Annotated in this window: 7 protein-coding genes; all 7 read left to right on the plus strand. The window is 43.5% G+C overall.

All coding sequences use genetic code 11. The features are described from left to right. Positions 1–5: 5 nt before the first annotated feature. The 7 genes from V7D18_RS21090 to V7D18_RS21120 all read left to right on the plus strand — a co-directional run bounded on the left by V7D18_RS21090 (position 6) and on the right by V7D18_RS21120 (position 21,025). The gene (locus V7D18_RS21090; protein WP_426157217.1) at positions 6–13,787 is read left to right on the plus strand and encodes an amino acid adenylation domain-containing protein; all 13,782 of its coding nucleotides are present in this window, start codon (positions 6–8) and stop codon (positions 13,785–13,787) included. After that, positions 13,774–14,496 carry a thioesterase II family protein gene (locus V7D18_RS21095; protein ID WP_426157219.1) on the plus strand — a complete coding sequence of 241 codons (723 nt, stop codon included), beginning with the start codon at positions 13,774–13,776 and terminating at the stop codon, positions 14,494–14,496. Before V7D18_RS21090 ends, V7D18_RS21095 begins: the two co-directional genes overlap by 14 nt. A 74-nt stretch (positions 14,497–14,570) precedes the next feature. After that, a complete protein-coding gene (locus V7D18_RS21100; RefSeq protein ID WP_426157220.1) occupies positions 14,571–14,927 on the plus strand; it encodes an ArsR/SmtB family transcription factor in 357 nt (118 codons plus the stop codon). A gap of 137 nt (positions 14,928–15,064) precedes the next feature. Beyond that, entirely contained in the window at positions 15,065–16,522 is a 1,458-nt protein-coding gene (locus tag V7D18_RS21105; protein ID WP_426157221.1) for a VanW family protein, read from the plus strand. Positions 16,523–16,561: 39 nt separating this feature from the next. After that, complete coding sequence (locus V7D18_RS21110) at positions 16,562–18,088, plus strand: peptidoglycan-binding protein (protein ID WP_426157223.1); 1,527 nt, start codon at positions 16,562–16,564, stop codon at positions 18,086–18,088. Between the two features lie 195 nt (positions 18,089–18,283). Then, positions 18,284–19,126 (plus strand): BglG family transcription antiterminator LicT, encoded by an 843-nt coding sequence (licT, locus tag V7D18_RS21115; RefSeq protein WP_426157224.1) that lies wholly within the window; start codon positions 18,284–18,286, stop codon positions 19,124–19,126. A 69-nt stretch (positions 19,127–19,195) separates the two neighbouring features. Continuing rightward, positions 19,196–21,025, plus strand: a complete 1,830-nt coding sequence (locus V7D18_RS21120; RefSeq protein WP_426157226.1) for a beta-glucoside-specific PTS transporter subunit IIABC — start codon at positions 19,196–19,198, stop codon at positions 21,023–21,025. Positions 21,026–21,027 lie beyond the last annotated feature (2 nt).

Genomic DNA, 21,027 nt, shown 5'->3' on the forward strand with positions numbered 1-21,027 from the left:
TCAGTATGGAAGCAGAAATGAAAAACGTTACAGAATATCCGTTAAGCTCATACCAGAAGGACATATGGCTGGAACAGTGTATGTATCCCGGTAAGCCGATTTATAATATTGGCGGATATACAGAAATAAAAGGCGAAATTAATGTACCAATATTCAACCAGGCCATTCAGGTTTTTATAAACCGCAATGAAATGATGCGGGCTAACGTGACAGAAAGGGATGGAGTACCATATCTGAACATATTATCAGAGTCTCTATATGAACTGCCTGTGCATGATTTTTCCGGGAAGGAAAATTCCCGTGAGTTTTGTATGGAATGGATGCGGGGAGAGTTTCAGAAGCCCTTTGATATGGGAAAACAGCTCTTCCAGTTTGACCTGCTGAAATGGAGTGATAACCAGTACTTTGTATTCATCAAAGCCTTTCATCTTATTATAGATGGCTGGGGCTTTGTTCTCACTCACAAACAAATCATAGAAAACTATAATGAATTATACAGAGAGGGAAAAACGGAAGAGAAACCGGTCTATTCTTATCACGATTTCCTGTTGGAAGATCAAAGCTATCATGATTCAAAAAGCTATATAAAAGACCGGGAATTCTGGATGGAAAAGTACTTAACGATTCCCGAGCCTTTATTTAACCGAAACGCGAACGGCACCGATCCGGACGGGCAGTCAGACTGGAGCGGCAGGCGTGTTTTAAAGATAGACAGGGAATTATATAACCGGATCATTCAGTTTAGTGAAGAAAGGGGCTGTTCTGTCTTTCACTTTGTACTTGGAACCTTATTTACCTATTTCAGCAGAGTATGTGATAAGGAAGAGGTAGTAATCGGCGTACCGGTTCTAAACCGAAGTAAAACAAAGTACAAGCAGACAATGGGGCATTTTGCCAATGTGATACCGTTAAGGATATCTCCGGGAAGCGATATAAGCTTCCAGGAACTTGTGAAATATATTAAAAATGAGCTCATGGATTGCTACAGGCACATGAGGGTTTCCACCGGAGAAATCTACCGGTCTGTTTTCAGTACAGCAAACGAAAAAAGCAGTCTTTTTGATCTTTCGTTTTCCTATGAAAAGCATGGGGCGACGGAAAGCTTTGTGGATGCTGAAATTGGAAGCCATGTAATGCTGCCTCATCATCATGAACGCAATGCCCTGACAGTCTATTTAAGAGAGTATGAGGATGCAGAGGTTTATATTGATTTTTCCTACCGGATGGATGTATTTGACAAATTCATTCCAATTGAAAATGTAGTCTCTCATTTTGACTTTTTATTCCGCCAGGTATTGGAATATCACGAATCCGGCATATCAGAAATCGGAATTGTACCTGAATGGGAACAAAAGAAAATGACAGAAGAGTTTCATGCAGCTGCTGCGGATTACTCCAAAAACAAGACCATACACACTCTGTTTGAGGAACAGGTTTTAAAATACCCGGAACAGGCTGCCGTATGTCTGGAAGATGAGAAGCTTTCGTACCGTGAATTAAACCAAAGGGCTAACCAGCTGGCATGGACCCTGAGAGAGAAGGGGGTAAAAAAAGATCAGATCATTGCCATCATGACCGGACGTTCGTTTGAAATGATCATAGGTATGATGGGAATTCTCAAAACAGGCGGAGCGTATTTAACCATTGATCCCAACTATCCTTCAGAAAGAATCAAGTATATGCTGGAAGACAGCGCGTCGGAAATTCTGCTGACTCAAAAGCATCTGAGGGATAAAGCAGATTTTAACGGTGAAGTGATCCTGCTTGATGACAGCCAAAGCTTTCATGATAACAAAGACAATCCGGAGAACAGAAGTAATCCGGAGGACCTGGCATATATCATCTACACTTCCGGATCTACCGGAAAACCCAAAGGAGTTATGGTGAAGCATCAGGGAATCTTAAACCTTCAGGCCTTTTTTGTGCAGAAGCATGAGATGAATAAAAATGACAGAATGCTGCAGTTTGCAAGCAATTCTTTTGATGCCTCCGTATGGGAGATTTTCACCACCCTGCTTACCGGTGCTTCCCTTTACTTAATACCTAAAGAAACCATAAACAATTTAATGGAGTTTGAAAAATATGTAAATATAAGGGGTATCACCATAGCATTGCTCCCTCCAACCTATTTATCTAACTTAGAACCAGGAAAACTGCCCACTCTCACAAGACTGGTTACCGGAGGGTCCGCAATCACAAAAGAAATGGTGAAAAAGTGGAAGGATGGGCTTACCTATATCAATGCTTACGGGCCTACGGAATACAGCGTTATTACTACTACGTGGACATATAAAGAGGAAGAGATGGAATATGAATCGGTACCCATCGGAACCCCTGTGAACAATACCAGAATTTTTATTCTTGACAAAAAGCGTCATATACTGCCAATCGGTGCAGCGGGTGAATTATGCATTTCAGGTGACGGACTTGCAAGAGGCTATTTAAACCGTCCGGAGCTTACGAAAGAAAAGTTCGTGGATAACCCCTTTGAAGAAGGAGAAAAGATGTACCGGACAGGGGATCTTGCCAGATGGCTGCCAGACGGCAATATTGAATTCCTTGGCAGAATTGACGATCAGGTAAAAGTCAGAGGTTTCAGAATTGAACTGGGGGAAATCGAGAGCCAGCTGCTGAAACTGCCGCAGATCAAAGAGGCAGCAGCCGTTGCAAGGGATGATTCACGGGGCAATAAATATATTGCAGCTTATATTGTGGGGGAAGAAACATTACCGTCAGACAGGCTGAGAGCAGAACTGTTACAGGAACTGCCGGATTATATGGTACCTTCCTGTTTTGTCCAGCTTGACCAGATGCCGTTAACTGTCAATGGAAAAATTGACCGCAAAGCCCTCCCGGAACCTGATCTGACTATGGATACAGGTGCAGAGTACGAAGCGCCTTCTGATGAACTGGAAGAAGGTATCTGCCGGTTGTGGAAGAAAATATTTAAGGCTGAGCGTGTGGGCATTAATGATAACTTTTTTGCACTTGGGGGAGATTCATTAAATGCTATTGTACTTTCCTCTGAAATCCACAAAGAATTTAATAGTAACATCCCGTTAAAAGAGATTTTCGCAGGTCCCACTGTAAGAGAAATGGCAGAATTTTTAAGGAATGCAAAAGAGGATATTTATGCTTCCATCAAACCGGTGGAACAGGCGGAATATTATCCCATGTCATCTGCCCAGAAGAGAGTATATGTATTAGGGCAGCTGGAGGACGGGAAGACAGTATATAACATACCGGGGGCTGTACTGATTGAAGGCAGTATTGACGTGCAAAAAACAGAAGCTGTTTTTAAAAAGCTCATCGAACGTCATGAAACTTTAAGAACCTCCTTTGAGATGATGAATGGGGAACCGGTCCAGAGAGTGCATGAACAGGCAGAATTCAGTGTGTCTTACATGGAAGCGCCGGAAGAAACAACAGATAACCTGCTGGATGAATTTATAAAGCCCTTTGATTTAAGCAAAGCCCCTCTTTTACGGGCAGGTCTGGTGAAAACCGGAGAAAACAGGCATGTTCTTTTGTTTGATATGCACCATATTATCTCTGACGGAGTTTCCCTGGAGATACTGATCCGTGAATTTTCAACCCTTTATGAAGGAACGGAGTTAAATCCGCTCAGGCTTCAGTACAGGGATTATTCCGCATGGCAGAATCAGATGTACGGGGATGGAACCTTGAAAAAGCAGGAAGAATACTGGCTGAAAACCTTTGAAGGTGATATCCCTGTACTTAACATGCCCCTTAATTATCAAAGACCGGCAGTACAGAGCTTCGAAGGAGACAGAGTCAGGTTTCATTTAAGCCAGGAGATTTCCCGGAAGCTTCAGGGTGTGGCAAAAGATAACGGAGCGACCATGTATATGGTGCTGCTTGCAGCGTATAACACATTGCTTTATAAATACACCGGCCAGGAAGATATTATAGTGGGTTCACCGATAGCTGGAAGGCCCCATGCAGATCTGCAGAATATTATAGGAATGTTTGTCAACACTCTGGCAATGAGAAACTATCCCCAGGGAGAGAAGACATTTCAGGAATTTTTGGCGGAAGTCAGGGAAATGGCTCTCGGTGCGTATGAGAACCAGGATTATCCCTTTGAAGAGCTGGTAGAAAAGCTTAAGCTGAAAAGGGATGTAAGCCGTAATGCTCTATTTGATGCGTTCTTTGCCCTTCAGAGTGTAGATACTGCAGCGTTTGCAATGAATGGGCTGGAAATGATGCCTTACAGCTATGATGTGAAAATGTCCAAATTTGACATTGCCCTGACTGCCAAAGAGGAGGAAGCGGGGATCGAGTTTGAGCTGGCATACTGTACCAGGCTGTTCAGCAAAGAATCCATGGTGAAAACTGCAATTCACTACGGCACATTGCTGGAGGAAATTGCCTCTGATCCCCAGACCCGGCTTAAGGATCTTCAGATGCTGGAAAAGGAAGAAATTCAAAGAATCGTATATGGCTTTAATAACAACTCTGCAGAGTATGCCAGAGATAAGACCATCATTGAGGTATTTGAAGAACAGGCGGAGAAAAATCCTGATCGTGTAGCTGTGGAATTTGAAGAAAGCAGCCTGACCTATGGGGAATTGAATGCACGTTCCAATCAGCTGGCAGGAGTATTGAGAGAAAATGGAGCCGGTACGGAAAAGACCATAGGTATCATGACAGAGCGCTCGGTAGAAATGATAGTTGGAATTATGGCAGTACTGAAAGCAGGAAGCGCTTATCTGCCCATCGATCCCCTTTATCCGGAAGCAAGAATCCGGTATATGCTGGAAGACAGCGGGACGGAAATCCTGCTGACGCAGACAGAGTTAATGGATAAGGTGCAATTCTCCGGAAAAATACAGGACTTAAAGAATGAGTCATTGTATCAGGGAGACGCAGCAAATATAGCTCCTCTTAATTTCCCGGATGACATGGCCTACGTGATCTATACCTCCGGAACAACAGGTATGCCAAAAGGAGTCATAATCGAGCACAGGAATGTGCTGAATCTGACAGCAGGTTTAAACAGGCATATTTACGGAAAGTATGACAGGAATTTAAAAGTCGCCCTGGTGGCGCCCTACGTTTTTGATGCATCGGTGAAGCAGATATTCCCGACTCTGATGCTGGGGCATACACTTTGCATCGTTCCGGAAGAAGCAAGGCTGGACGGCATGAGTCTGCTCCGTTACTATAAAGAACATTCCGTGGATGTCTCCGATGGTACCCCGGCACATATCCGCTTTCTGGAGAATGCCATGCTGGATTGGGAGGAGGTCTTAACGGTAAAGCATTTTGTAATCGGCGGTGAGGCGCTGGGGATAGAAACGGTAAAAAGTTTTTATGATCGGATTTCCGGCGAAAAACCCAGGATCACCAATGTATACGGACCCACAGAATGCTGTGTGGATTCCACCTTATTTTCCATTGATTATGAAACCGCCTCCGGACTGAACTCCATTCCCATCGGAGTGCCGCTTAACAATGTCCAGGTCTACATTCTTGGAAAAGACAGAGAGGTACTTCCGGTTGGCGCGGCAGGAGAGCTGTACATATCCGGTGACGGAGTGGGAAGAGGCTATTTAAACAGAATGGAACTGACAGAACAGAAATTTGTAGAAAATCCATTTGTTCCGGGAAGCAGGATGTACCGGACAGGGGATTTGGCAAGATGGCTGCCTGATGGAACGATTGAGTTCCTTGGAAGAATTGATTATCAGGTAAAAATCCGCGGATACAGGATCGAACTGGGCGAGATCGAGAATCGTCTGCTGACCCATGAGTCGGTCAGGGAAGCCGCAGTGATTGACCGGGAAGACGGATATGGAACAAAATATCTCTGTGCATATATTGCAGGAAAAGAAGATCTTACGACAGGGGAACTGAGAGAGTTTCTGTTAAGGGATCTGCCTGAGTATATGGTGCCGTCCTATTTTATTCAGCTTGAAAAGCTGCCCCTTACCTTTAACGGAAAGCTTGACAGAAAGGCACTGCCGGAGCCGGAGGGCAGGATTGATACCGGTGTGGAATACGAAAAGCCGGAAGGAATGGTGGAAGAAAAGCTGGCCGAGATCTGGCAGGAAGTGTTGAAAGCTGAGAAAATCGGTAGAATGGATAACTTCTTTGAACTGGGAGGACATTCTTTAAAAGCGACCGTGCTGGTTTCCAGAATCCACAAGGAATTCAACATCAACATTCCGTTAAAAGTGATTTTTGCAGGACCGACAATAAAGGAAGCTGCAGAATATATTAAAAATGCAAAAGAAGATATTTATGCTTCCATCAAACCAGTGGAAAAGGCAGAATACTATCCGATGTCTTCAGCCCAGAAGAGAGTATATGTATTGGGGCAGCTGGAGGACAGCAGGACGGTCTATAATATGCCCGGGGCTGTTATGATTGAAGGCGGTGTGGATGGACGAAAAACAGAAGCTGCGTTCAAAAAACTCATCAAACGTCACGAGACGTTAAGAACCTCTTTTGAAATGATAGATGGAGAGCCGTTGCAAAGAGTGCATGATGAGGCAGACTTTTGTGTGTCCTGCAAAGAGGCACCAGGAGAAATAACAGAAGACCTGTTAGGTGAATTTATAAAGCCCTTTGATTTAAGCAAAGCACCTCTCTTAAGAGTAGAATTGGTAAAGACCGGGGAAAACAGTCATGTTCTTTTATTTGATATGCACCATATTATCTCCGACGGAGTTTCCATGGAAATCCTGATCCGGGAATTTATCACCCTTTATGAAGGCACGGATTTAAATCCGCTCAGACTCCAGTACAGGGATTATTCGGCCTGGCAAAATCGGATGTACGAGGATGGAACCTTGAAAAAGCAGGAAGATTACTGGCTGAAAACCTTCGAAGGTGAAATTCCGGTACTCAACCTGCCGCTTGATTATCAAAGACCGGCAGTACAGAGCTTTGAAGGAGACAGAATCAGGTTTCATTTAAGCCAGGAGATTTCCGGGAAGCTTCAGGGTGTGGCCAGGGAAAACGGCGCAACCATGTACATGGTGCTGCTTGCGGCATATAACACACTGCTTTATAAATACACAGGACAGGAAGATATTATAGTCGGATCACCGATTGCAGGAAGACCTCATGCAGATCTTCAGAACATGATAGGAATGTTTGTCAACACTCTGGCAATGAGAAACTATCCCCAGGGAGATAAGACCTTTGAGAAATTTTTGGCTGAAGTCAGAGAAATGGCCCTGGGTGCGTATGAAAACCAGGATTATCCCTTTGAAGAGCTGGTGGAAAAGCTTAAGCTGAAACGGGATATCAGCCGGAGTGCCCTTTTTGATGCTTTCTTCGCGCTGCTTAATGTGGATTCAGCCGCACTGGTGATGGATGGACTAAACATCACGCCTTACAGCCATGAAGTGAAAATGTCCAAATTTGACATTGCCCTGACTGCCAAAGAGGAGGAATCGGGGATCGAGTTTGAGCTGGCATACTGTACCAGGCTGTTCAGTAAAGAAACCATGGAGAAAGCCGCAATCCATTACAGCGCATTGCTGGAAGCGATTGCCTCTGATCCGCAGACCCTGCTTAAGGATCTTCAGATGCTGGAAAGGGAAGAAATTCAAAGAATCGTATATGGCTTTAATGACAACTCTGCAGAGTATGCCAGAGATAAGACCATCATTGAGGTATTTGAAGAACAGGCGGAGAAAAATCCTGACCGTGTGGCTGTGGAATTTGAAGAAAGCAGCCTGACCTATGGGGAATTGAATGCACGTTCCAATCAGCTGGCAGGAGTATTGAGAGAAAATGGAGCCGGTGCCGACAAGACGATAGGTATCATGACTGAGCGCTCGGTAGAAATGATAGTGGGAATTATGGCAGTACTGAAAGCAGGAAGCGCTTATCTGCCCATCGATCCCCTTTATCCGGAAGCAAGGATCCGGTATATGCTGGAAGACAGCCGGACGGAAATCCTTCTGACACAGACAGAAGTTTTGGACAAGGTACAATTTACTGGAAAAATACTGGACTTAAAAAATGAGTTATTGTATCAGGGAGAGGCAGGCAATATAGCACCCGTTAATACTCCACAGGACATGGCTTACGTCATCTACACTTCAGGAACATCAGGTATGCCGAAAGGAGTCATGATCGAGCACAGGAATGTGCTGAATCTGACAGCAGGTTTAAACAGGCATATTTACGGAAAGTATGACAGTAATTTAAAAGTTGCCCTGGTGGCACCCTACGTCTTTGATGCATCGGTCAAGCAGATATTCCCGACTCTGATGCTGGGGCATACACTTTGCATCGTTCCGGAAGAAGCAAGGCTGGACGGCATGAGTCTGCTCCGTTACTATAAAGAACATTCCGTGGATGTTTCCGATGGTACCCCGGCACATATCCGTTTTCTGGAGAATGCCTTGCTAAGTGGGAAAGATACCTTGACGGTAAAACATTTTGTAATCGGCGGTGAGGCGCTGGGGATAGAAACGGTAAAAAGTTTTTATGACCGGATTTCCGGCGGAAAACCCAGGATCACCAATGTATACGGCCCCACAGAATGCTGTGTGGATTCCACCTTATTTTCCATTGATTATGAAACCGCATCCGGACTGAACTCCATTCCCATCGGAGTGCCGCTTAACAATGTCCAGGTCTACATTCTTGGAAAAGACAGAGAGGTACTTCCGGTTGGCGCGGCAGGAGAGCTGTACATATCCGGTGACGGAGTGGGAAGAGGCTATTTAAACAGGACGGAACTGACAGAACAGAAATTTGTGGAAAATCCCTTTGTCCCCGGAAGCAGGATGTACCGGTCAGGGGATTTGGCAAGATGGCTGCCTGATGGAACGATCGAGTTCCTTGGAAGAATTGATTATCAGGTAAAAATCCGCGGATACAGGATCGAACTGGGCGAGATCGAGAACCGTCTGCTGACCCATGAGTCGGTCAGGGAAGCCGCAGTGATTGACCGGGAAGACGGATACGGAACAAAATATCTCTGTGCATATATTGCAGGAAATGAGGATCTTACAACTGGGGAACTGAGAGCATACCTGTTAAAGGATCTGCCTGACTACATGGTGCCGTCCTATTTTATCCGTCTTGAGAAGCTGCCGCTTACCTTTAACGGAAAGCTTGACAGAAAAGCACTGCCTGAGCCGGAGGGCAGGATTGATACCGGTGTGGAATACGAAAAGCCGGAAGGAATGGTGGAAGAAAAGCTGGCCGAGATCTGGCAGGAAGTGTTGAAAGCTGAGAAAATCGGGAGAAGGGATAACTTCTTTGAACTGGGAGGACATTCTTTAAAAGCGACCGTGCTGGTTTCCAGAATCCATAAGGAATTCAACATCAACATTCCGTTAAAGGAGATCTTTGCAGGACCGACAATTGCTGAAATGAAAAAATTCATAGAAAATGCAAAGGAAGACTTCTATGCATCGATTGAGCCGGCAGAAAAAGCGCAGTATTATCCAATGTCCTCTGCTCAGAAGCGGGTTTATGTATTAAGCCAGCTGGGAGGTGGTGGAATTACCTATAACATGCCTTCTGCATTGCGGATAGAAGGTAATATTGATGCAGAACGTCTGCAGGCGGCCTTCAGTCAGCTGATTGAGCGCCATGAAACCTTAAGAACATCCTTTAAAACAATAGAGGGTGAACTGGTCCAATGGGTGGACGATCAAGTCGATTTTACAGTCGGCTATGAAGAAGCCACGGAAGAAGAGGGGAAGGAGATTGTCCGTAATTTTGTAAAACCTTTTGACTTAAGCAAGGCACCTCTTTTGAGAGCAGGACTGGTAAAATTGAAAAATGATACCTATATCCTGATGTTTGACATGCACCATATCATTTCCGACGGAGTTTCCATGGAGATTCTGCTAAGAGAATTCAGCGCCCTTTATGAAGGGAAGGAATTAAAACCGCTGCAGTTTCAGTACAGGGACTATACCGTATGGCAGAATCAGATGTATGGGAACGGTTCACTGAAACAGCAGGAAAATTACTGGCTGGAGACATTAGGTGGTGAAATACCTGTACTTAACATGCAGATAGATTTCAAAAGACCGGCAGTGCAAAGCTTTGAAGGAGGCAGAGTCCGTTTTCACTTATGCAGCGAAATTGCCGGAAAGCTTGGTGAGATTGCAAAAGAAAACGGAGCCACCATGTACATGGTACTGCTGGCAGCCTACAACACGCTGCTTTACAGATACACAGGGCAGGAAGATATTATAGTAGGCTCCCCCATTGCAGGAAGGCCTCATGCTGATCTGCAAAATATAATAGGGATGTTTGTTAACACCCTGGCAATGAGAAATTACCCCCAGGGAGAAAAAACCTATAAACAATTTCTGGCGGAAGTCAGGGAAATGGCCCTGGGCGCTTATGAAAACCAGGATTATCCCTTTGAAGAGATAGTAGAAAAACTGGGCTTGAAGGGAGACATGAGCAGAAATGCGTTGTTTGATACCATGTTTGCTCTTCAGAATATGGAAACCGGAATCTTTGAACTGGCTGGATTGAAAGCTGCTCCTTATGGCAGCGGAGCTTCTATATCCAAGTTCGACATCACTCTGGCTGCCATTGAAACACAGGAAGGCATTTCCTTTGAACTGGAATATGGGATTAAGCTGTACAAGAAGGAAACCATGGAAGCTCTTTCGGAACACTTTGTCAATATTTTAAAAGAGGTGGCAGAAAATCCTGAGGTGAAGCTGAAGGATATTCAGATTCTTGATGAAGAAGAACGTAAAAAGATATTATATTGCTTTAACAGGACTGTGGAGCCGTATCCAAAAAACAGTACCATTCATGGAGCCTTTGAAGAACAGGTGAGAAGGGCTCCGGATAAGGCGGCGGTAGTCTTTGGTGAGAGCAGTTTAAGCTATCTGGAACTGAACAAAAGGGCCAACGGTCTGGCTAAAATACTGCGAAACAAGGGTGTGGGGACGGATAAGATTGTCGCCATTATGGCGGAGCGCTCCCTGGAAATGATCGTTGCAATGTTTGGAGTTTTAAAAGCAGGAGGAGCCTATCTGCCTGTAGACCCCAGTTATCCGGAGGACAGAATCCGGTATATGCTGGAGGACAGCGGTGCAGCGGTAGTCCTGACACAAAGGCATCTTAAGGAGAAGGCTGTGACTGACAGTGAGGTGATTTTCCTCGATGACCAAATTGGTGAATGTGGGGAAAACCCTGAGAACTTAAGCAGTGCAGGAGATTTAGCGTATATTATCTACACCTCAGGATCAACGGGAAAACCCAAAGGAGTTATGGTAGAACATCATGGTATCATAAACCTCCGGAATTATTTTAAGAGATACTGGAAGGTGGACGAAAATGAGCGGATGCTTCAGTTTGCAAGCAGTTCCTTTGATGCATCGGTATGGGAGATCTTCACCAGTCTGCTGGGATGCGGGACCCTGTATCTGATATCAAAAGACACCATAAACAACCTAAATGAATTTGAAGCATACGTCAATGAAAAGGGAATAACCATAGCACTGCTTCCGCCTACTTACTTAGCCGGAATTGAACCGGGAAAACTGCGTACACTGAAAAAACTGGTTACCGGCGGTTCCGCTATTACAAAGACTATGGCGGATCAGTGGAAGGACAGTGTTGAATATATGAACGCCTATGGTCCGACGGAATACAGTATTATAACCTCCGCCTGGAAGTACAGGGAGGAAGAGATGTGCTACAATTCTGTACCGATTGGGAGACCTGTGGACAACACGAGAATCTATATTCTGGACAAAAACGGCAATCTGCTGCCGGCAGGAGCGGCAGGTGAATTGTGTGTAGCCGGAGACGGAATTGCCAGAGGTTATTTAAACAGACCGGAGCTGACAGCTGAAAAGTTTACTGCTGATCCATTTATGGCCGGTGAAAGAATGTACCATACGGGAGATTTAGCCAGATGGCTTCCGGATGGAAATATCGAGTATATGGGAAGGATTGACGACCAGGTAAAGATCAGGGGCTTTCGGATCGAGCTTGGAGAAATCGAAGCCCGGCTGCTTCAGTGTCCGTCTGTACGCGAGGCAGTGGTGATAGCCCGCGAAGACAGTTATGGAGATAAGTACCTTGTTTCCTATTATACCGGAGAAGAAGAACTGGAAGCAGCAAAACTCAGGGAACAGATGGCAGAAGCATTGCCTGACTATATGGTGCCGTCCTATTTTGTACAGTTGGATGCAATGCCTGTGACTGCCAATGGTAAGATCGATAAAAAAGCATTACCGGAGCCGGAAATAGGCGGAAGTGGGGAAGCAGAGTACATCGAACCGAGAAATGACACAGATGCCAAAATCCAGAAGGTATGGCAGGAGGTCCTGGGAATCGGACAGATCGGTATCGATGACAACTTCTTTATGCTTGGCGGCAATTCCATTAAAGCGATCCAGACAGTATCCAGACTGGCTATGGAGTTTGAAATAGAGATCAACGATATTTTTAAGTGTTTAACCATAAGGGTTTTATCGGATCATATCAGATATTCCAAAGACAGGCTGAAGAATATGCTGAGTGCCTATAAAGAAGCAGCTGTTACAGCACAAAGCGGAGTGTCTGCCTTAGAGGAAGGCATGGAAAAGCGTATCATTAAATATAAGACCAGGATTCAGAAGTATAAAAAAATGGACTTATCAGAAAAAGCAGATTACAAAAATATCCTTCTGGCTGGAAGTACCGGTTATCTGGGAATACACATTTTATACCAGCTGCTGCAAAATACCGGTTATAAGCTTTATGTGCCAATCAGAAGTAAGGATGACAAAGAAGCCTTTGAAAGGCTATGTAAAAAGCTTGAGTATTACTTTAATCCGGATGCGCAGTTAAAGAATATTCTGGCAGACAGAGTCTGTGCATTTAGCGGAGATCTGGCAAAAGACAATATGAGCTTAAGTCAGGAACTGTATGAAGCGCTGGCAGATAAAATCGATGTGATCATTAATTCAGCGGCGAATGTGAAGCATTACGGCCACTACTCTGAGCTGTACGACGCCAATGTGGCAGGAAATGAAAGGCTGATTGAATTTGCCCGGACAGGGAAGAAAAAGGCGTACAACCTCATTTCCACAACCAGCATTGGAGAGGGGAATATAGAGGGAAAGGCCAGAGAGCTGTTTACCGAATACGATTGTGATCTGGGGCAGAATTCGGAAAATTACTACTCACAGACGAAATTTGAAGCGGAGAAGATGGTTGTAAAAGCCCGGGAAGAAGGAGTAAACGCCAATGTGTTCCGGGTAGGTAATCTGGTATTTGACTCTGCCACAGGCATTTTTCAGGAAAATATCACAAACAACGCGTTCTATGCTGTGATCAGATCCTGTATCAATCTTGGCTATTTTCCTGAGACGACAGAAAAGAACATCAATTTCTCTTTCATCGATCAGGTGGCCAAAGCGGTTGTACTGCTGTTCGACAGGAAAAAATTGCAGAATGAAACGTATCACCTGTATAACAGTCACACCGTGAGCATGAGTTTCGTTGCAGGACTGATCAATCAGGCCGGGGTGAAGGTTAAGATCATTCCTCCTGCAGAATTTGTGGAGAATCTGCTTAAAAAATATGATGATGAAGATAAAACGGATGATATCACCCAGATTCTTGTTCACACCAATATGTTATCCGGAAGCATGGAAAAGACCTCATTTACCCTGTTAAACAACAAAACGGATGTGATTTTAAAAGCTGCAGGCTTTGAATGGTCCAGGCTTGATCGTGAGAAGGTAACATTAATGCTTGAGCATTGCATGAAGGTGGGATTTATTAATGGTTTTGTAAAGGAGAGAGAACGTGAGCAGAATTAAGTTGTTTTGTCTGCCTTATGCGGGAAGTTCAGCTATGATATACTATCAATGGAGCAAATTTCTGGATAAGGATATTGATTTGCAGCCTGTGGAATTAGCAGGAAGAGGGAGCAGAATTGATGTACCCTTATATGACAGTATGAATGGAGCAGCACGGGATGTGTACTGTTCAATAAAAAATCAGATAAAAGATACGCCATATGCCATATTCGGGCACAGCATGGGCAGCTGGATTGCATTTGAATTATATCATGAGTTAAAAAAGTCAGGTCTTCGTATGCCGGAACATGTTTTTTTCTCCGGAAACAGGGCCCCTCAGCTGAATGTGAAAAGAAAGAGAATAATCCATAATCTGCCGGAAAATGAATTTAAGAATGCCATTTTAAAAATGGGGGGCACGCCGAAAGCTGTTTTTGAGGACACCGAGCTGGCTAAAATTTTTGTTCCGTTAATAAGGGCAGATTATAAAATTACAGAAAAGTACATATATACGCCTGGAAAAAGCAAACTTGAGTGCGGAGTTTCGATTCTGTGCGGTAAGGATGATACGATCACCGAAGAAGGCATAGAAGCGTGGAACGAAAATGTGTTAAATGAGGCAGAAATTGTATATTTTAGCGGAGGGCATTTTTTCCTAAACCAAAATGTTGGAAATGTCACTGCCTACATTAACCGTACACTTAAAAGAGCTGATAGCTATGTATCATAGAATCAGTACATTTAATGGAATATCTGCGTATAATTAATAATTGAAGTTCAGAAGGGATCAGGAAACGGTGCAGTATGGGAGGTTCAGTTAATAAGTGTGACTGCCAGGCGGTTAATGAGGATTTGGCAGAAAGAGTGAAATCAGAAATGAAAGATGACGGCTGTTTTTCTATTCTCTCTGCATTCTTAAAATTAATTAGTGATGATACCAGAATAAAGATCATGTATGCATTATCAAAAAGTGAATTATGTGTGAATGATCTGGCCGTCATTTTAGATATGACGAAATCAGCAATATCCCATCAATTAAAGCTTCTTAAGGTATACGGCCAGGTAAAATCAAGAAAAGAGGGGAAATTTGTTTATTATTCCCTGAATGATGAACATGTATTTGAGATAATGGAAAATGCTTTGATTCATGTAAAACACTAAATATAGTATATCATACAGCGCCTGTGCTTCTGCATCAGGCGCTGCTTTTTTCTTCTCCATAAAATCTCCATATCTCTATGATAAATTAAAAAACAAGTCTGTATATTGCCTGTGGCAAAAAAAGGAGAGTGTTAAATATGCGCCAGAATGGCAGAAGAGAAAGAAAAAAATACGGAAAACAAAGAAAGGTGAAAAGCAGTTATATGACACTGGCTGTGCTTTCTGGGGTTTGTATTTTTGCTCTGGCAGCATTTTTACTGGCTTTTGTTTTAAAGGAAAAAGAACAGCAGGAAGAAACAGACCGTTCAGCCGATTTTCGGGAATTGGATCATTATTCATGGAACTTAAAACTAAAGTATAAGGAACAGACTGTATCCTTAAAAAATCCATTGTCTGGGCACATGGGCCAGCAGCCGGAGGACATTTATTTACAGAAGGAAGGCGGAGCGTATAGTCTGGATTTGTCGGCTGTAAAAGAGGATATAACGGATCAGGTGGCAGATGCAGCCTCTAAGTGGAATAAAAAGCCGCAAAATGCCCAATTGACCGGGCGCGACAAGGAGAATGACACATGGATCTATTCAGAGGGCGGGAGCGGAATCCAAATTGACGAAGAAAATACAGTTAAGAAGATAATGAATCTGGTCATGGAAAAGAAGTTTGAGGGAGAGGTGGAAGTGGAAACAATAGTGAACTCTCCGGATTTAACCGTTTCCAAAGCCAGGAAGCAATATCAGGTAATTGGTACGTTTACCACAGATGCCACCAATAATCAAAATAGAAATAATAATATACAGCTTGCTGTAAGGGCATTAGACGGTCTTGTGATATTCCCAGGAGAGGAGTTTTCATTTAATAAAACTACCGGGAATCGGACAGTAGAGCGTGGATATAAACCCGCAGGAGCATATAGAAACGGCGAATTTGTAGAAGAGCCGGGCGGTGGTGTATGTCAGGTTTCCTCCACTCTTTATAATGCGATTATACTTTCAGGAATAACAACAACGGAGCGGCATCCCCACAGCTTTGAGCCGTCATATGTGACACCGGGAGAAGATGCAATGGTGAGTTATGATGGTTACAGCGGTCCGGATCTTCGGTTTGTTAATAAAGATACAACTTCTGTTGCAATCCGGGCAGTTTTTAAAGATAAAAAGATAACCATTTCCATAATTGCAAGACCGATTCTGGAGGAAGGAGTTACTGTGTCCATGCATTCCGGGAAAGTAAAAGAGTATGATCCACCGGAACCAAACTATGAGGAAGACCAGACCCTGCAGCCGGATCAGGAAGTGGTAATTACACAAGGGTTAAAGGGAACCGTCTGGAAGACTTATTTAATTACATCAAAGGACGGGGGAATGGTAAAAGAGGTTTATTTTCATACCAGCACTTATAAAGGAAAACCAGGTCTGGTAAAAAGGAATACAACCGGTGTTGTTATTACAAATACAAATGAGACGGTGGGGGAAACGGTCCCGGAAGAGACGCCTGCTCCTTCACCGGAATTAGAACAGGAAACGGAAGCGGTCATAATTCCTTCCCTCGGGGAAACAAAAGAGAGCAAAGCAAAGGCTCTGGGACCAGGAGTATAATCATACATTGGACAACGGAAAGGATTAAAGAATACAATCATGTTAAATATCATTAAAACACATAAACGAGCAGTTCTTATTCTTACTGCAGCTGTATTGTTTGCAGCAGTGTACGGTATGTTTGTATACAAACAGGCAGAAACCAGTTCTCAATTTGGACAGAAATCAGAAGCGGTAACTCCTGATGAGAGCAGTCAGATCATGAAACTGGAAACGGTTAACGAAGCTGTTTTGCCTGCTACAGAAAGTGAAGCACGGAAAGCACCCATACCGGATAATTTAAAAGAAGGGACAGAGCATCCTTTTGTTGCTGAATTGCAGGAGCGCCTGATGGAACTGGGATTTATGGAAAATGATGAACCGACTCCGTTCTACGGACCTGTAACTGCCAATGCCATCAGGACATACCAAAGGCAGAATAATATTGTACAGGATGGAGTTGCGGGACCGGAGACACTGGCTGCACTTTTTTCCCAGGAAGCAAAATATTATGCCGTATCCCTGGGAATTTCCGGGGATGATGTAGTACGAATCCAAAACAGACTTTATGAGCTGGGTTATCTGGCGAAGAAAGAGGAGGTAACCGGAGAATTTAACGAAGCAACAGAAAAAGCGGTAATGAAACTGCAGGAGCTCAACCAGCTGTCAATAGACGGAAAGGTAGGGCGCATGACAATCAGTCTGCTTTACAGTGAAGAGGTGAAACCTGAATATCTGGCCTACGGAGAGAAAAATGAAGTGGTTCTTTCCGCACAAAAGCGTTTAAAAAGTCTGGGGTATTTAACGACTGTACCAGATGGTAATTATGGAAAAGACACAGTAGCTGCAGTAAAGCAGTTCCAGGGCAGAAATGATCTGGTAGTGGATGGATACCTGGGACCTTCTACAAGAATTGCATTAGAACAGGAGGAAGCCACACCCAATGGAATCATGCTGGGAGAACAGGGAGAGGGTGTAAAGCGGATTCAGGAACTTTTAAATAAATATGGTTACCTGTCCTCTTCTAATGTTACCGGGTACTTTGGAGAGGTAACCGAGCAGTCAGTGAAGCGCTTTCAGTCAGATAATGGTTTGAAAGCAGACGGGTCGGTTGGTATCCGGACTCTTTCGCTGCTTACCGCAGATAAGGCTGCCAAAACGGGCAGGGGCTCCCTCCCCGCAGCAGGAGATGCAGGCACTGGCGGCGGAGGTAAAACAGTTAATGGAAATGTAAAGGCATTTATTGATATCGCAGCATCGAAGGTGGGCTCAAAGTATGTATGGGGGTCCAAAGGACCCAATTCGTTTGACTGTTCCGGTTTTGTTTACTGGAGTCTGAATCAGATCGGTGTAAGACAGAGTTACCTTACTTCCAGCGGTTGGAAAAGCATGGGAAAATACAAAAGAATATCCAATTACAACGATATAAAGCCAGGTGATATTGTGGTGGAAAATGGTCATATGGGGATTGCAGCAGAGGGCGGAAAGGTGATTGATGCTTCTTCCAGCAACGGAAAAGTAGTCTACAGGCAGCGGACAGACTGGTGGAGAAATAACTTTATTGTAGCGTGGAGAATATTCGAGTAGTTAAATAAATTATCTTGCTAAAATCATTTTTTTATATTATACTATGGTCAAGTGGATGGTGATTGCATTTGCAAGCTATACCTGTTTATTATGTTATTGTGGCATTTTTTGCTCATAATACATGGTAAACAGGTTTTTTTTCGCCAAAAACTGGAACTTGAGGATCGTTTATACCATTGGACAGGGGTGAGAAGCATGATCATTTACAAAATTTTTAATAACAACGCTGTAGTTATTAAAGATGAAAACGGGGTGGAGAAGGTTGTTATGGGCTGCGGCCTGGCGTTTAAAAAGAAGAACGGAGATGAACTTGATGAAAGTAAGATTGATAAGATTTTTGTTTTGTCCGACCCCCTGATTAACAATCGGTTTCAGGAACTGGTTGCCAATATTCCCATCAGTTATGTGGAACTTGGTGAGGAGATTATTGAATATGCTTCAAAGGTTTTAGAGGCAGACTTAAATGATACCATCCATTTATCCTTAATCGATCATATTTATTCTGCAGTGAAACGGTTTCAGGAGGGGATTGGAATAAAAAATGCCATTCTCTGGGATATAAAGAAGTTTTATAAGAAGGAATTTGAGATTGGTTTAAAGGCTCTGGATATGATAGAAAAACGTTTTTCCATCCGTCTGCCGGAAGATGAAGCCGGTTTTATTGCCATTCACTTTGTGGAAGCTGTGACGAAAAAAGGCGCTGAGGAGATTCATCAGGTTGCTGAGCTGATCGCTGAGATTACAAGCATCGTTTCCTATAATTTTCACTTGTTTTTTAACGAAGACTCCTTATATTATTACCGCTTTATCACTCATCTGAAGTTTTTCGCCCAGAGACTGCTGGAGGGAAAAACCTATCTTGATGATGAACAGGATGATCTTCTTATAATCATTAAGAAAAAATATGTGAATGCCTATGAGTGTGCCCAAAAGATATGTGAGTTCCTCAAAAAGAAATATAACTATCAGGTATCCAATGATGAAAAGCTGTATTTAACGCTTCATATTGAACGAGTTGTTTATAAGACTGTTTTATGACAAGATGGTTACATTAGGTTGGCTAAACTTTCATATTTCAAATAAAAAAGAAAAATGGAGGATTTAACAATGGGAAAATATGACCTGTTGGCAAAAGACATTATCAAAAAAGTCGGCGGCAAGGACAACATTTTAAGCCTTGTACACTGCGTGACCCGTCTGCGCTTTCAATTAAAAGATGAAAGTCTTGCAGATGATGAGGCACTGAAACAGACAGAAGGTATCATAACAGTTATGCGCAGTTCCGGACAGTATCAGGTAGTCATCGGAAACCATGTTCCACAGGTATTTGCGGATGTGTGCAGAATAGCAAATATCTCAACAGAGAAAGCTGCAGAAAAAAGGAAAATGAGTTTCAGGGAAAAATCACTGGATTTAATCTCCGGGATTATGATGCCTGCAATCGGCCTCCTCTGTGCCTGCGGTATGTTAAAAGGACTTAATTCCATTTTTTCCTACCTTGGACTTTATTCCAATGCGGATGGAATCTATATACTGCTCAATGCAATCGGAGATTCCATCTTTTATTTCTTCCCGGTTGTCATCGGCTACAATACAGCAAAGAAGATTCAGATGAATCCATTCCTGGGTCTGATTATAGGTGCTGCGCTGTGTTATCCAACTATTAACGGAGTGGATGTGCCGCTGTTTGGCCATGTGTTTAATGCGACTTATACTTCCACACTGCTTCCAGTAATTTTGATCGTAGCCATGGCAAAGCCTCTGGAGAGCTTTTTTAACCGGGTAATCCCTGATATGGTGAAGACCTTCATCACGCCAATGCTTGTGCTTTTGATATCTGTACCCATTGGCTATGTGGTAATCGGTCCTCTTGCCAATATGCTGTCTAATGCCATTTCGCAGGCAGTATTATCTGTATACAGGCTAAGCCCTATAGCCGCCGGATTTTTAGTGGGCGGATTCTGGCAGGTAATGATTGTATTTGGTGTTCATATTGTATTAGTTGTTTTGTGTATTACAAATATTATATCCGGAACTCCTGACCCAATTCTGGCATTTACCACTTTTGTTACCTTTACAACTACCGGTATGGTATTTGCCATGTGGCTGAAAACAAAGGATAAGACATTAAAGCAGATCGCTCTTCCTGCTTGGATTTCAGGCTTTTTCGGAGTGACAGAGCCGGCTATCTACGGTATTTTACTTCCAAGAATGAAGCAGTTCGTTCTTTCCTGCCTCTGCGGGGCTATTGCAGGTGCAGCAACAGCTGCTCTGGGATTAAAATACCACACAATGGCAGGTATGGGACTGTTTGAGATACCGGCACTTCTTGATCCGGCACAGCCTGGAGTCAGTCTGGTGAGAGCGGTAATTGCTGCAGCTGTCTCACTGGTAATTGGTTTTGTAGTTTCCTTTGTAACTTTTAAAGATGAGGAGCATTCTCAGACGAAAGGGGAGGAAAGTATTTCTGTAAAATGTAAAAAAGAAGTGATCGCCTCTCCGTTAACCGGCAGGGTGAAACCCCTTAGTCAGATTGATGATGCGGCATTTTCCAATGAAACTCTTGGAAAAGGGGTTGCAGTTATACCAGCAGAAGGAAAAGTGACGGCTCCGTTTAACGGCACGGTTATGATGCTGTTTCCCACAAAGCATGCCATAGGGCTTATGTCTGATCAGGGCTGTGAAGTTATCATCCATATAGGAATGGATACGGTTCGTTTAGATGGAAAACATTTTGAAGCACATGTGAAAGAGGGAGACAAAGTTAAAAAAGGAGATCTTCTTATTACCTTTGATAAAGATGCCATTGAAAAGGAAGGATATTCTCTTGATACCCCGGTTATCGTGACCAATACAAATGATTATATGGATATCATAGCAATGATGGAAAGCGGTTCAACCGTCCACCATGGTGATGAGTTAATTGCCATATTATAACA

It is taken from the genome of Lacrimispora sp. 38-1, assembly GCF_049890855.1.
Taxonomy (GTDB): domain Bacteria; phylum Bacillota; class Clostridia; order Lachnospirales; family Lachnospiraceae; genus Lacrimispora.

Coding starts and splice junctions, on each gene's coding strand:
- V7D18_RS21100 (WP_426157220.1), top strand. CDS start 14,571: ATGGGAGGTTCAGTTAATAAGTGTGACTGCCAGGCGGTTAATGAGGAT.
- licT (WP_426157224.1), top strand. CDS start 18,284: ATGATCATTTACAAAATTTTTAATAACAACGCTGTAGTTATTAAAGAT.
- V7D18_RS21120 (WP_426157226.1), top strand. CDS start 19,196: ATGGGAAAATATGACCTGTTGGCAAAAGACATTATCAAAAAAGTCGGC.
- V7D18_RS21105 (WP_426157221.1), top strand. CDS start 15,065: ATGCGCCAGAATGGCAGAAGAGAAAGAAAAAAATACGGAAAACAAAGA.
- V7D18_RS21110 (WP_426157223.1), top strand. CDS start 16,562: ATGTTAAATATCATTAAAACACATAAACGAGCAGTTCTTATTCTTACT.
- V7D18_RS21090 (WP_426157217.1), top strand. CDS start 6: ATGGAAGCAGAAATGAAAAACGTTACAGAATATCCGTTAAGCTCATAC.